Source organism: Streptomyces toxytricini (assembly GCF_014649915.1).
GTDB lineage: Bacteria > Actinomycetota > Actinomycetes > Streptomycetales > Streptomycetaceae > Streptomyces > Streptomyces toxytricini.
Genome location: NZ_BMTY01000018.1, coordinates 158575 through 171874, shown reverse-complemented (window position 1 = coordinate 171874; position 13300 = coordinate 158575). Strand labels below are relative to the sequence as shown.

Here is a 13300-nt window from a genome sequence, read left to right as displayed (position 1 = left end):
GGAGCGCCCTTTACAGGGCGGCCCGCCCCGGAAGGACAATGGGCTGCCGGGACACCCCCCGCACCCACCGACCCCGAGTCACCCGCTCCCGCCAAACCGGGCCCCGCCGTCGCCGACCGGCCCACCCGAGTGGCTCCCGCCCCACCCACGTTCCGCCGCCTCGGTCCGACCCGGGTCGATGCGCGGCCGCGACCAGGTCCCGCCGCCTCCACCCGCCCCCGAGCACGCGGCTTCGCCACACCCCCGCCCGCCGCCTACACCGCCCCCGAGCCCGCGGCTCCGCCGGCCCCCTTCCGCGGTCTCCGCCCGACCCCGCCCCCGTCGCTCCCCTCCCCCGCCGCCCCGCCCCTACCCCCGCGTGTCCAGCCGCGAAGCCTCCCGCGTCAGCGCCCCCAGGATAGGAGCCAGCAGTGGGTGGGTTTCCGCGCCCCTGCGGGTCGCGGCGAAGACGCGGCGGGTGGCCGGGAGGCCGGTTACCGGGCGGACCTGGACCTCTTTGAGGTCCATGCCGCGCAGGGCCGAGCGGGGGACCAGGGCGACTCCGGCGCCCGCGCCGACGAGGGCCGTCACGGCGCGGAAGTCGTCCGAGGAGTGGCGGAAGCGCGGCTGGAAGCCGGCGAGTTCGCAGGCCAGGAGGGTCACGTCGTGGCACGGGTTGCCGGGGTACTGGCCGACCCAGTCCGCGTCGGAGAGGTCCGGCAGGCTCACCTCGGGAAGGTCGGCGAGCGGGTGGCCGGCGGGGAGGACCGCGTCGAAGGGCTCGGCGTAGAGCGGGACGACCGACAGGCGGCCGTCGTCGGCGCCGGGCGCGCCGCGGTATTCGACGGCGAGGGCGATGTCGGCTTCGCCGTCGAGGACGAGGGGGAGGCTTTCGTCGCCTTCGGCGTCGCGGACGCGCAGGCGCAGGCCCGGGTGTTCGCGGGCCAGGCGGGCGATCGCCGGGGCGAGGACCTCGGCGATGCCGGTGGCGAAGGCGGCGACGGTGACGTCGCCGGCGGTGCCGCCCGCGTAGGCGGCGAGCTCCGCTTCGGCGCGTTCGAGCTGGGCGAGGACCTCGTGGGTGTGGGCGAGGAGGATCTCGCCGGCGGCGGTGAGCCGTACGCCGCGGCCGCTGCGGGTGAGCAGTGCGTGCCCGGTTTCCTGTTCGAGCGCCGCGAGCTGCTGGGAGACGGCGGAGGGGGTGAGGTACAGGGCTGCGGCCGCGGCGGTCACCGTACGGTGGTCCGCCACGGCCCGCAGGATGCGCAGCCGGCGGGGGTCGATCACCCCTCCATGATGTCAGCCCCTGGCGGCGGCGAGGGCCGCGCGGGCGTCGGTGAACGCGGCGACGGCCCGCTCGACGTCGGCGGTGGAGTGGGCCGCGGACAGCTGGACGCGGATGCGTGCCTGGCCCATCGGGACGACGGGGTACGAGAAGCCGATCACGTACACGCCGCGCTCCAGGAGGAGCTCGGCCATGCGGCCCGCCTCGGCGGCGTCGCCGATCATGACGGGGGCGATGGCGTGGTCGCCGGGGAGGATCTCGAAGCCGGCCTCGGTCATCTTGGTGCGGAAGAGCGCGGTGTTGGCGGCGAGGCGCTCGCGGAGGTCTCCGGCGGACTCCAGCAGGTCGAGGACCTTGAGGGAGGCGGCGGCGATGACGGGGGCGAGGGAGTTGGAGAAGAGGTAGGGGCGGGAGCGCTGGCGGAGCAGTTCGACGATCTCGGTGCGGGCGGCGACGTAGCCGCCGGAGGCGCCGCCGAGGGCCTTGCCGAGGGTGCCGGTGATGATGTCGACGCGGTCCATGACGCCGTGCAGCTCGGGGGTGCCGCGGCCGCCGGGGCCGACGAAGCCGACGGCGTGGGAGTCGTCGACCATGACCATGGCGTCGTAGCGGTCGGCGAGGTCGCAGATCTCGGTCAGGGGGGCGACGTAGCCGTCCATGGAGAAGACGCCGTCGGTGACGATCAGCTTGCGGCGGGCGCCGCCCTCGACGGCCTCCTTCAGGCGGGCTTCCAGCTCGGCCATGTCGCGGTTGGCGTAGCGGAAGCGGCGGGCCTTGGAGAGGCGGATGCCGTCGATGATGGAGGCGTGGTTGAGGGCGTCGGAGATGACGGCGTCCTCGGGGCCGAGGAGGGTTTCGAAGACGCCGCCGTTGGCGTCGAAGCAGGAGGAGTAGAGGATCGTGTCCTCCTGGCCGAGGAAGGAGGACAGGCGGGCCTCCAGCTCCTTGTGGACCTCCTGGGTGCCGCAGATGAAGCGGACGGAGGCCATGCCGTAGCCCCAGCGGTCGAGGGCTTCCTTGGCGGCGGCGACGACCTCGGGGTGGTCGGCGAGGCCGAGGTAGTTGTTGGCGCAGAAGTTGAGGACCTCACCGGGGGTGCCGCCGGCGGTGACGGCGACGGCCGCGCTCTGCGGGGTGCCGATGACCCGCTCGGGCTTGTGCAGGCCGGCCGAGCGGATCTCGTCGAGGGTGGCGCGAAGGTCTTCGCGGACGTTCTCGAACATGGTGCGGTGCTCGCTTTCTTCTCCGTGCGGCGGAGGGGGACGGAGGGAGGCTGAGGGAGACGAGGGGGGCCGGGCCCCGCGGAGGGGGGAGGGTTCTGCGGGGCCCGGCCGGAGGGAGGTGGTGTGCGGGCGGCCGCGGTTACGCGGTCCAGTCCAGGATGATCTTGCCGCTGCGGGCGGTCGCCGCCTCGTCGAAGGCGGCTTCGAAGTCGCGGTGGGAGTAGCGGCCGGTGATGACGGGGCTGAGGTCCAGGCCGCCTTCCAGGAGGACGGTCATCGCGTACCAGGTCTCGAACATCTCGCGGCCGTAGATGCCCTTGATGGTGATCATCGAGGTGACGACCTTCGCCCAGTCCACGGGGAACTCCTGGGCGGGCAGGCCGAGCATGGCGATCTTCCCGCCGTGCGTCATGTTGGCGATCATGTCGCGCATCGCCTCGGCACGGCCGGACATCTCCAGGCCGACGTCGAAGCCCTCGCGCAGCCCGAGCCGCTCCTGCGCGTCGGCGATGGTCGCGTCCGAGACGTCGAGGGCGAGGGTGGCGCCCGCCTTGCGGGCGATCTCCAGGCGCTCGGGGCTGACGTCGGTGATGACGACGTTGCGGGCGCCGGCGTGGCGGGCGACCGCGGCGGCCATGATGCCGATCGGGCCGGCCCCGGTGATCAGGACGTCCTCGCCGACGAGGGGGAAGGACAGGGCGGTGTGGACGGCGTTGCCGAACGGGTCGAAGATCGCGGCGACGTCGAGGTCGACGGCGGTGCGGTGCACCCACACGTTCTGCGCGGGCAGGACGACGTACTCGGCGAACGCGCCGTCGCGCCCGACGCCGAGGCCGACCGTGCTGCGGCACAGGTGGCGGCGGCCGGCCAGGCAGTTGCGGCACTTGCCGCAGACCAGGTGGCCCTCGCCGCTGACGAGCGCGCCGACCTCGATGTCGCGGACGTCGGAGCCGACCGCGGCGACCTCGCCGACGAACTCGTGCCCGAGGACGAGGGGGGTCTTGACGGCGCCCTGCGCCCAGCCGTCCCAGGCGCGGATGTGCAGGTCGGTGCCGCAGATGCCCGTGCGCAGCACCCTGATCAGCACGTCCCCGGCGCCGTACTCCGGCTCCGGGACGTCCATCAGCCAGAGCCCGGGTTCGGCTTTGTGCTTGACGAGTGCCTTCATGGGGTGGCTCCAGGCATGTGCAGGGGGTGCCGCGGCCCGTGGGGCTGGTGCGGCGTATCGACGGGACCAATCTGCCGACCTGCGCAGTGATCAGTCCATCGAGGATTTCTTAAGCGGGTCGACAGCACAGCTTCACGCCTATGCTCCTCCCGTGAAGGGCGGGTGGCCTGCGCAAGGGCCGCCCGTCGGGGTCGGGGAACGGGGAGGTGTCGGGCGTGCCGAGTCTGCGCAGCAGGGCGCTGTCGGTCGCGCTGGTCGCGGCGGGCCGGCGGAGGCGGCTCGCGAGTGCGGAGGCGGTGCGGGCGCTGGTCGCGGAGGCGGCGCGCCGGCCGGCGTCGCACCTGCCGCCCCGGTCGCTGGGGCGGGTCGCGGAGATATCGCGGACGTTCGTCGGGGCGTGGCCGGTGTACGACGCCTCGCCGCGGGGCGTCGAGCCGGCGGCCCGGGTGCTGTACGTGCACGGCGGCGGGTACGTGCACGAGCTGGTGCGCCCGCACTGGGCGATGGTGCGGACGCTGGTGGTGCGGGCGCGGGCCCGGGTGGTGGTGCCGGCGTACACGCTGGCGCCGCGGGGCACGGCGGACCGTACGGTGCCGGTGGCCGCTGACCTGCTCAGCGGCCTGATCGAGGGCGGCGGGGAAGGCGGGACGGTGCTGGTCGGGGATGCGGCGGGCGCCGGGCTGGCGCTGGCGGCGGCGCAGCGGCTCCGGGACCGTACGGGGGCGCAGCCGTCCCGGATCGTGCTGATCTCGCCTTGGCTGGACCTGACGGTGAGCCACCCGGACCAGGAGGCGTTGGAGGCCGTGGATCCCGTGCAGGCGCGCTCGGGGCTGCGGGAGGCGGGGAGGCTGTACGCGGGGACGCTGCCGGCGGAGGATCCGCAGGTGAGCCCGTTGCGCGGGGCGCTGGGCGGGCTGGCTCCGATGACGGTGTTCTCGGGGACGCGGGACGTGCTGGCGACGGACAGCCGGGAGCTGGTGCGGCGGGCGCGGGAGGCCGGCTCCGAGGTGGAGCTGCACGAGGAGGCGGGGCTGCTGCACGCCTATCCGCTGCTGCCGGTGCCGGAGGGGCGGGCGGCCCGCGACCGGATCGTGGAGCTGGTCCGGTCCGCCGCCGCGGAGTGAGGACGGGGTACGGGGGCGGGCGGGCTCAGGCCGTGCAGGTCATGAGGGAGCTGACCGGCCAGGCGCGGTACGCGGTCCAGTAGGCCTCGTCGCGGGCCGCGTCGGCGGGCGGGGTGCGGTTGGGCTGCCAGCCGACGGTGCTGAAGCCGGCTTCGACGGCGGCTTCCGCGAAGTCCGAGTGCGCCCACTCGCGGAACTCGAACTCGACGGCCGGGTCGTCGACGAGCTGCGCCTTCAGCAGGGGCGCGTCGCCTGCGGGGATGCGCTCGACGATGCGGACGCCGTACGGCGACCAGTCGACGTTCGGGTAGGCGCCGGCGTTGGGGACGGTGGCGAGGAGCCGGCCGCCGTCGCGCAGGTTGGCCCGGATGGAGCGGAACATGCCGTGGAGGGCGGTCCGGTCGGGGGCCTGGTTGAACAGGTAGGCGGCGGTGACCAGGTCGAAGGGCCCCATGCGGGGGAGTCTGTGGGTGTCGGCGACGACGTAGGCGACGGCGCCGGGGATGTGCCCGGCGTGGGCGCGGGCTCTGCGGACCAGCTCTTCCGAGGTGTCGACGCCGAGGGCGCGGCGCGCTCCGCCGCGGGCCAGGAGCCGGGTGTTGTGGCCGTGTCCGCAGGCCAGGTCGAGGGTGTCGAGGCCGTGGACCCCGCCGAGGGCGTCGAGCGCCTCCAGGAGGGTGTGGGTGTCGGCGGCGGAGTAGGCCGCCGTGGTCGTCGACTCCGGGAACTCTTCGCCGAGGGTGTCGTACGGGAACCTCATGCTCTGCCTTGCCTTCCGGGGCGGGCGGGGAGGGACGCCTGCGTATCGTGCCCCGGGTGCGGGCGGGCGGCGGGGTGGGCGCGAGCCCGTGCCCCCGGACGGGCGAGCCGTTCGCCCCGCCGGCGGGGCGTCCGGGGCCGGCGGGGCGGGGCGCATGCGCCGTACGGGCGAGGCGTACGGGCCCGGCGGGCCGCCCCTCCGGCCGCGTGGGCGGCGGTCGCGGCGGCGGCGGGGCGGGGGCATGCTGGCTGTGTGACGGCGAGACCGGACAGCGGCCCGGGCCGCGATGCCCTGGCCCGGGTGCTCGTACGGGCGGCCGGCGAGGCGGTGCGGGCCGTCGGCGGGTTCGCGGGCGGGGTGTACCTGCGCTCGGGGGCCGGGGGCGTGCTGCTGATGGCGGCGCTGACCGGGCTGCCGGGCCCGTTGTTCCGGCCGTGGTGGCGGATCCAGGTGAACCGGCCGTTCCCGGTGGCCGAGGCGCACCGCACGGGTGCGGCCGTGTACCTGCCGGATGCGGAGTCGGCGACGCGGCGGTTCCCCCAGCTGGTGGCGGGGCTGCCGTTCCCGTTCGGATCGCTGTTCGAGCCGGTCACGGCCGGCGGGGAGCGGTTCGGGGTGCTGTTCGTGCTGCGGCCGCCCACGCCGGGTGTCGCGGTGCCGGCCGGGGACCGGGAGCGGCTGCGGGCGGTCGCGGCCGGGCTGGCCGCGGAGCTCGCCGCCCTGGCGGCGGCCGGGGGCGGGGTGGAGTGGTCGGGGGATCCGGTGCAGGCACCGCCGCCGGGGCGGGCGCAGGGGGCGCGGGAGGCGTTGGAGCGGTTTCCGCGGGCGGTGCTGTCGGTGGACCGCGGCGGCCGGATCCGGTACCTGAACGCGGCGGCGGGCCGGCTGGGCGCGGGCGGGCCGGAGCTGCGGGGGCGTCTGCTGTGGGAGGCGGTGCCGTGGCTGGGGCACCCGGCGTACGAGGACCACTTCCGGGCGGTGTTCATGGCGGGCGATCCGGTGCACTTTCCGGCGCGGCGGGGCCGGCAGCCGCCCGGGGAGTGGGTGGCGGTCGACTTGTACCCGGGGCCGGACGGGGTGACGGTCGTCATCGGCGGGGCGGAGCAGCCGGCGTACGCGCCGGAGGCGGTGGTGCGTCCCGGCGAGGACCTGGGCGCGCCCGCGGACCGGGCGTCGGCGCTGTACCGGCCGGTGGCACTGGCGATCGCACTGACGGAGGCGGTGACGGCGCGGCAGGTGTCGGCGGTGGTGACGCAGGAGCTGCTGCCGGCGTTCGGGGGCCGCCAGCTGGCGATCTACCTGTTGAGCGACCGCCACCTGTACCTGGCGTGGGAGACGGGTTTCCCGCAGGGGTTCCTGGACCGGTTCGACGGGGTGGGGCTCGACGTGCGGCTGCCGGGCGTGGAGACGCTGACCTCGGGCCGGCCGATCTTCTTCGAGTCGATGGAGCACCTGGCCGCCGCGTACCCGGGGATCCCGCTGGACGCGCACGTGGGTGCGCGGGCGTTCCTGCCGCTGATCGCGTCGGGGCGGCCGGTGGGCTCCTGCATCCTCGGCTTCGACGCTCCCCGCGGCTTCAGCCCGGAGGAGCGTACGGTCCTGACGGCGCTGGCGGGGCTGATCGCGCAGGCGCTGGAGCGGGCGCAGCGCTACGACTCGGAGGCGGCCCTGGCGCGGGGCCTGCAGTCGGCGCTGCTGCCGCACCGGCTGCCGGAGCGGCGGCACGTCACGACGGTGGGCCGGTACCTGCCGGGGACGGTGGGGATGGAGGTGGGCGGCGACTGGTACGACGTCGTGGAGACGGCCGGGGGCCGGCTGGCGCTGGTGATCGGGGACGTGCAGGGCCACGGCGTGGCGGCGGCGGCGACGATGGGGCAGGTGCGCAGTGCGGTACGGGCGTTCGCGCTGAGCGGGAACGCGCCCGAGCAGGTCGTCGCGGGCACCAACCGGCTGCTGATCGACCTGGACCCGGGGCAGTTCGCGAGCTGCTGCTACGTGGTCCTCGACCCGGTGTCGGGGCGGGCGCAGGCGGTGCGGGCGGGGCACCCGCAGCCGCTGCTGCGGCACGCGGACGGGCGGGCCGAGGTCCTGGAACTGCCGGGCGGGGTGGTGCTGGGCATCGATCCGGACGCCGTGTACCCGGTGACGGACTTCCGGCTGGCGCCGGGGGCGGTCCTCGCGATGTACACGGACGGGCTGGTGGAGATGCCGGACACGGACATCGACGTGGGCGTGGAGCGGCTGCGGGCGGCGCTGGCCGCAGCCCGGCCGTCGCCCCTGGCGGAGACGGCGGACCGGCTGATCGGCGTGGTGCGCGGGGTTGCCGACAGGGCGGACGACGTGGCGCTGCTGCTGGCCTCGCGGGAGGCCGCCCCGCGGCGGCCGTGAGGCCCGCGGGAGCGGCGGGGCCGGGCCGCGGCGCGCCGTCAGTGCGGGCCGGCAGGGGGTCCGCCGGGGGTGCCGAGGGTGAGGATGGTGTTGACGAGGCCGATGTGGCTGAACGCCTGGGGGAAGTTGCCGAGTTGGCGGTCGGATACGGGGTCGTACTCCTCGGCGAGGAGGCCGACGTCGTTGCGGACGGCGAGCAGCCGCTCGAACAGCTCCCGCGCCTCCTTGTCGCGGCCGGTGAGGTGGAGGGCGTCGGCCAGCCAGAAGGAGCAGGCGAGGAAGGCGCCTTCGTCGCCGGGCAGCCCGTCGACGGAGGGGCCTTCGGTGCTGTAGCGGCGGACGAGGCCGCCGTTGCTGCCAAGTTCGGCGCGGACGGCGTCGACGGTGCCGATGACGCGTGGGTCGTCGGGCGGGAGGAAGCCGACGCGGGGGATGAGGAGCGTGGCGGCGTCGAGTTCGCGGGAGCCGTAGAACTGGGTGAAGGTGTTGCGCTCGGGGTCGTAGCCGTTCTCGCAGACGTCGCGGTGGACCTCGTCGCGCATGGCGCGCCAGCGTTCGACGTCGCCGAGCTCGGACGGGTCGCGTTCCAGGGTGCGGACGGCGCGGTCGGCGGCGACCCAGGCCATCACCTTGGAGTGGACGAAGTGGCGGCGGGGGCCGCGGACCTCCCACAGGCCCTCGTCGGGGCGGCGCCAGTTGCGCTCCAGGAAGTCGAGGAGGGCGAGTTGGATGCGCCAGCCCTGGCGTTCGGCGGGCAGGCCGGCCGTGCGGGCCAGGTGGAGGGCGTCGAGGACCTCGCCGTACACGTCGAGCTGGAGCTGGTCGACGGCGGCGTTGCCGATGCGGACGGGCGCGGAGTTCTCGTAGCCGGACAGCCAGGGAAGCTCGGTCTCGGGAAGGCGGCGCTCGCCGCCGAGGCCGTACATGATCTGCAGGTCGGCGGGGTTGCCGGCGACGGCGCGGAGCAGCCATTCGCGCCAGGCGCGGGCCTCGTCGAGGAAGCCGGTGGAGATGAGGGAGCCGAGGGTGAGGGTGGAGTCGCGCAGCCAGCAGTAGCGGTAGTCCCAGTTGCGGACGCCGCCGATCTCCTCGGGGAGCGAGGTGGTCGCGGCGGCGGCGATGCCGCCGGTGGGGGCGTAGGTGAGGGCCTTGAGGGTGATCAGGGAGCGGGTGACCGCCTCCCGGTACGGGCCCTCGTAGGAGCACTGCGCGGTCCAGGCCCGCCAGTCCTCGATGCAGTGGCGCAGGGCGGTGCGGGGGTCGACGGGGCGGGGCCGGGGCTCGTGCGAGGGGTGCCAGGTGAGGACGAACGCGACGCTTTCGCCTGCGGCGACGGTGAACTCGGAGCGGGTGCTGTTGTCCTCGCCCCAGGTGGGCACGGGCGGTTCGCTGCGGAACCAGGCGGAGTCGGGGCCGGCGACGGCGACGCGCTCGCCGTCGACGCGGCGGACCCAGGGGACGACGTGCCCGTAGTCGAAGCGCAGGCGCAGGGTGCTGCGCACCGTGACGCTGCCGGAGAGGCCTTCGACGATGCGCATGACGTCGGGGGCCTCGTCGCGCTGCGGCATGAAGTCGACGACCTTGACGGAGCCTTCGGGGGTGTCCCAGTACGTCTCCAGGACCAGGGTGTCGTCGAGGTAGGCGCGGCGGGTGCACGTCTCGTCCTCGGCGGCCGCGGCGGGGGCGAGGCGCCAGTGGCCGTTCTCGCGGGCGCCGAGGAGGGCGGCGAAGCAGGCGGCGGAGTCGAAGCGGGGCAGGCACAGCCAGTCGATGGACCCGTCGCGGCCGACGAGCGCGCTCGTCATCAGGTCGCCGATGATTGCGTAGTCTTCGATGGGTTGTGTCATTCGTGCGCTTTTCCCGCGGATCGGCTGCCCCAATCAGCGGAGACCGCGGCGGGCGGCGCCCCGCCGGCCCGTGGCGGACGGGCGGGCGGGGCGCCGGTCCGTCAGGCGCGGACCAGCAGCGTGACGGCCGCGGCGGCGATGCCGACGGCGAGTGCCGCGGCGCCGTGGGTCAGCCGGTGGGCGCGCAGGACGGGCACGAAGCGGTCGACGGCGTGGCGGCCGGGGCCGGTGAGGGTGAGGGCCGCGGCGGCGGCCACGAGCAGGAGTTCGTACTCCATGCCGCCCTTGGTGGCGAAGAAGGACTCGGTGCCGTGCACGGCGATCGCGTTGATCATGGTGCCGACGACGGCGGCACCGGCGAGCGGGGTGAGGACGCCCAGGGCGAGGCCGAGGCCGCCGAGCGTCTCGGTGAGGCCGGCGACGACGGCCATGGCGTCGCCCGCCGGGTAGCCGACGGAGGTGAAGAACTTGCCGGTTCCGCTGATGCCGCCGCCCCCGAACCACCCGAAGAGCTTCTGGACGCCGTGGGCGGCCATCGTCAGGCCGAGGACGAGGCGGAGCAGGAGCAGGCCGGCGTCGTATCCGGGCGCGGCCAGGGCGAGGGGGGCGGCCGGTGCGGCGGCCTGCGACTGCGTCGTGGCGACGGAGGGGGTGGTCATGGGGATCCTTCCGGTCGGGCGGCCCTCGGCGGAGGGGGTTGTTCAAATTCGAACCGCCATCCTTGCCGACAGTAGCGAGTGATTCAAATTGGAACAACCTGTGTACCCTGGGGGCATGGCTGGAACGAGATGGCTGGACGAGCGGGAGATGCGCGCCTGGAGGGGTTTCCTGGCGGCTTCCGCCCTGGTGAACCGGCATCTGGACCAGCAGCTCAAGGACGACTCGGGACTCTCCCACCCGCAGTACGAGATACTCGTGCGGCTCGCTGCTGCACCCCGCAACGAGCTCCGGATGACGGAACTCGCCAATGGCCTGATCAATTCGAAGAGCGGCCTGACGTACCAGGTGACGCAGATGGAGAAGGCGGGGCTGGTACAGCGCCGCAGCTGCCCGTCCGATGTCCGCGGGGTCTTCGCCGTCCTCACCGAGGCGGGCCGCGCCCGTTTGGAGGAGGCCGCCCCCGGGCACGTGTCGGCGGTCCGGGAGGCACTGATCGACGTCCTGACCCCGGCGCAGCTGGAGGCCATCGCCGACGGACTGGGCGAGGTCAGCCGCCGCCTGCGGGAGCAGGGCTGACAGGGCGGCCGGCGGGCCACGGTGGGCGGAACGGGTAGGGAGGGTGCATGGACACGACGACGCTCTGGCTGACGGCCGCGGTGGCGGCCGGCCTCGCGCTGGCCGCCACGGCCGCCGTGCTCCTGGTACGGGTGGTGCGGGCGCGGCGGATGCTGCTGGACGCGGGGGTGCCGCTGCGCGACAAGGCCCTGTTCTGGGTGGCCGTGGTCTACACGGTGTCGCCGGTGGACCTGATCCCCGACCCGGTCTACCTCGACGACATCGGTGTCCTGCTCTTCGCGCTGCGCTCGCTGCGGGCGGCCGCACACGCGGTGCGCCGGGAGCCCGCGACGAAGGAGCCGGAGGCGGTCTGAGCGTCAGCCCACGCCGCGCGGCCGGTACTGGATGCTGATGCGGGGGCCGACGGCCTTGGCGGACTTGGGCACGGCGTGCTCCATGGTGCGCTGGCAGGAGCCGCCCATCACGGCGAGGTCGCCGTGGCCGAGGGGGAGGCGCAGCAGGGTCGGCCCGCCGCCGCGGGCGCGCAGGACGAGGTCGCGGGGGTCGCCGACGGAGAGGATGGCGACCATGGTGTCCTCTGTGGCGGAGCGGCCGGTGCGGTCGCCGTGCCAGGCGACGCTGTCGCGGCCGTCGCGGTAGAGGCAGAGGCCGGCTGTGGCGAAGGGCTCGCCGAGTTCGGCGGCGTAGTGCCGGCAGAGGGCCTCGCGCGCCTCTTCGAGGACGGGGTGCGGGAGCGGCTCGCCCTCTCCGTAGTGGGCGAGGAGCCGCGGCACGTCGATGTCCTGCTCGTACATGCGGCGGCGCTCGGCGCGCCAGGGCACGTGCTCGGCGAGGTGGGCGAAGAGGGCGTCCGCGCCGGTGAGCCAGCCCGGCAGGTGGTCGACCCAGGCGCCGGATCCCAGCCGGGTGCGGCTCAGCCCGGCGAGCGGGCCGAGCCGGAGCTCCTCCCCCTGGTCGAAGAGGGAGCCCTGGAGGCCGGGGAGGCCGCCCGGTGCGGAGGGGCCGCGGAGGGTGCTCATGGGTTCAGCGTACCGCGCCGTTCGAACATCAGCTCGATAGCGGGCGCCCGGCATGGCCCCCCTCCCCCCATCCGGTCCGGCACCCCCAAGCCGGCGGGTGATCCGGCGCCCGCGTCCCGTGCGCGTTCCGTGACGCTGCGCCGCTGCGCCGCATAGGCTCGCTCCGATCGCCGGGACGCGGACTGGGGCCGCCCGGCCGCGCGCCCGCCCCCGTCCAGCCCCGCCGCCGCTCCACCCCGGGAGACGCCATGAGGATGCTGATCAACAGTCCCGAGACCGTCGTCGCCGACGCCCTGCGCGGCATCGCGGCCGCCCACCCCGACCTGGAGGTCGACGTCGAGCGGCGGATCGTCGTACGGCGCGGCGCGCGCGAGGGCGGGCGCGTCGGCCTGGTCTCGGGCGGCGGCTCCGGGCACGAGCCGCTGCACGCGGGCTTCGTCGGCCCGGGCATGCTGTCGGCGGCCTGTCCCGGAGAGGTGTTCACCTCGCCCGTTCCGGATCAGATGCTGCGGGCGGCCGCGGCCGTCGACTCCGGGCAGGGCGTGCTGTTCGTCGTGAAGAACTACACGGGCGACGTGCTGAACTTCCAGATGGCCGCCGAGTTCGCGGAGGAGGACGGCATCCGCATCGAGCAGGTGCTGGTCAACGACGACGTGGCGGTCACCGACAGCCTGTACACCGCGGGCCGGCGCGGCACCGGAGCCACCCTGTTCGTCGAGAAGATCGCCGGAGCGGCCGCCGAGGCGGGGGCCCCGCTGGATGAGGTCGCGGAGATCGCCCGCCGGGTCAACGCGGCCTCGCGGAGCTTCGGCGTCGCGCTCAGCGCCTGCACGACGCCCGCCAAGGGCAGCCCGACCTTCGACCTGCCGGACGGGGAGCTGGAGTTGGGCATCGGCATCCACGGCGAGCCGGGCCGCGAACGGCGCCCCGTGATGCCGTCGCGGGAGATCGCCCGGACCGCGGTGGGCGCCGTCGTGGAGGAGCTGGAACAGATCGCGCCGCAGGACGGGCCGGTCCTCGCCCTCGTCAACGGCATGGGGGCGACGCCGCTGCTGGAGCTGTACGGGTTCACCGCCGACGTCTGCGCGGTGCTCGCGGAGCGGGGCGTGCAGGTCGCCCGGACGCTCGTCGGGAACTACGTCACCTCGCTGGACATGGCGGGCTGTTCGGTGACGCTGTGCCGCGCCGACGAGGAGCTGCTGCGGCTGTGGGACGCGCCCGTGCGGACGGCCGCCCTGCGGTGGGGCGCCTGAGCTTATGGTGGCGGGCGG

The 13300-nt window shown here is 75.0% G+C and carries 12 protein-coding genes; 5 read left to right on the top strand and 7 right to left on the bottom strand.

The window, feature by feature from the left end:
- Nucleotides 1-348: 348 nt before the first annotated feature.
- From IE170_RS22950 to tdh, 3 genes are all read right to left on the bottom strand, one after another.
- Nucleotides 349-1266, bottom strand: coding sequence for a LysR family transcriptional regulator (locus tag IE170_RS22950; RefSeq protein ID WP_189811332.1), 918 nt, complete (start codon nt 1264-1266; stop codon nt 349-351).
- Between the two features lie 12 nt (nt 1267-1278).
- The gene (locus tag IE170_RS22945) at nt 1279-2487 is read right to left on the bottom strand and encodes a glycine C-acetyltransferase (RefSeq protein WP_189811331.1); all 1209 of its coding nucleotides are present in this window, start codon (nt 2485-2487) and stop codon (nt 1279-1281) included.
- A gap of 139 nt (nt 2488-2626) precedes the next feature.
- Nucleotides 2627-3655 carry an L-threonine 3-dehydrogenase gene (tdh, locus tag IE170_RS22940; protein ID WP_189811330.1) on the bottom strand — a complete coding sequence of 343 codons (1029 nt, stop codon included), beginning with the start codon at nt 3653-3655 and terminating at the stop codon, nt 2627-2629.
- A gap of 215 nt (nt 3656-3870) precedes the next feature.
- Here tdh and IE170_RS22935 point away from each other — a divergent pair, with 215 nt between their 5' ends.
- On the top strand, nt 3871-4779 hold the full coding sequence (locus IE170_RS22935) for an alpha/beta hydrolase (RefSeq protein WP_189811329.1): 909 nt from the start codon (nt 3871-3873) through the stop codon (nt 4777-4779).
- Between the two features lie 25 nt (nt 4780-4804).
- Here the strand turns inward: IE170_RS22935 and IE170_RS22930 are convergent, their stop codons facing one another.
- Nucleotides 4805-5539 (bottom strand): class I SAM-dependent methyltransferase, encoded by a 735-nt coding sequence (locus IE170_RS22930; protein WP_189811328.1) that lies wholly within the window; start codon nt 5537-5539, stop codon nt 4805-4807.
- 252 nt (nt 5540-5791) lie between these two features.
- Here IE170_RS22930 and IE170_RS22925 point away from each other — a divergent pair, with 252 nt between their 5' ends.
- Nucleotides 5792-7927, top strand: coding sequence for a SpoIIE family protein phosphatase (locus tag IE170_RS22925; RefSeq protein WP_191036896.1), 2136 nt, complete (start codon nt 5792-5794; stop codon nt 7925-7927).
- Nucleotides 7928-7965: 38 nt separating this feature from the next.
- Here the strand turns inward: IE170_RS22925 and IE170_RS22920 are convergent, their stop codons facing one another.
- Together IE170_RS22920 and IE170_RS22915 are read right to left on the bottom strand one after the other, a co-directional pair.
- Nucleotides 7966-9774 (bottom strand): glycoside hydrolase family 15 protein, encoded by a 1809-nt coding sequence (locus IE170_RS22920; RefSeq protein ID WP_189811327.1) that lies wholly within the window; start codon nt 9772-9774, stop codon nt 7966-7968.
- A 101-nt stretch (nt 9775-9875) separates the two neighbouring features.
- The gene (locus tag IE170_RS22915; RefSeq protein ID WP_189811326.1) at nt 9876-10433 is read right to left on the bottom strand and encodes a DoxX family protein; all 558 of its coding nucleotides are present in this window, start codon (nt 10431-10433) and stop codon (nt 9876-9878) included.
- A gap of 115 nt (nt 10434-10548) precedes the next feature.
- Between IE170_RS22915 and IE170_RS22910 the strand changes: the two genes are divergently transcribed.
- Nucleotides 10549-11010: a MarR family winged helix-turn-helix transcriptional regulator gene (locus IE170_RS22910; RefSeq protein WP_189811325.1), complete on the top strand. Its 462-nt coding sequence runs from the start codon at nt 10549-10551 to the stop codon at nt 11008-11010.
- 47 nt (nt 11011-11057) lie between these two features.
- Nucleotides 11058-11363: a YkvA family protein gene (locus IE170_RS22905; RefSeq protein ID WP_189811324.1), complete on the top strand. Its 306-nt coding sequence runs from the start codon at nt 11058-11060 to the stop codon at nt 11361-11363.
- A 3-nt stretch (nt 11364-11366) separates the two neighbouring features.
- Here IE170_RS22905 and IE170_RS22900 read toward each other — a convergent pair whose 3' ends face one another.
- Complete coding sequence (locus IE170_RS22900) at nt 11367-12029, bottom strand: alpha-ketoglutarate-dependent dioxygenase AlkB (RefSeq protein WP_189811323.1); 663 nt, start codon at nt 12027-12029, stop codon at nt 11367-11369.
- Between the two features lie 248 nt (nt 12030-12277).
- Between IE170_RS22900 and dhaK the strand changes: the two genes are divergently transcribed.
- A complete protein-coding gene (gene dhaK / locus IE170_RS22895) occupies nt 12278-13282 on the top strand; it encodes a dihydroxyacetone kinase subunit DhaK (RefSeq protein ID WP_189811322.1) in 1005 nt (334 codons plus the stop codon).
- The last annotated feature ends 18 nt before the right edge of the window (nt 13283-13300 follow it).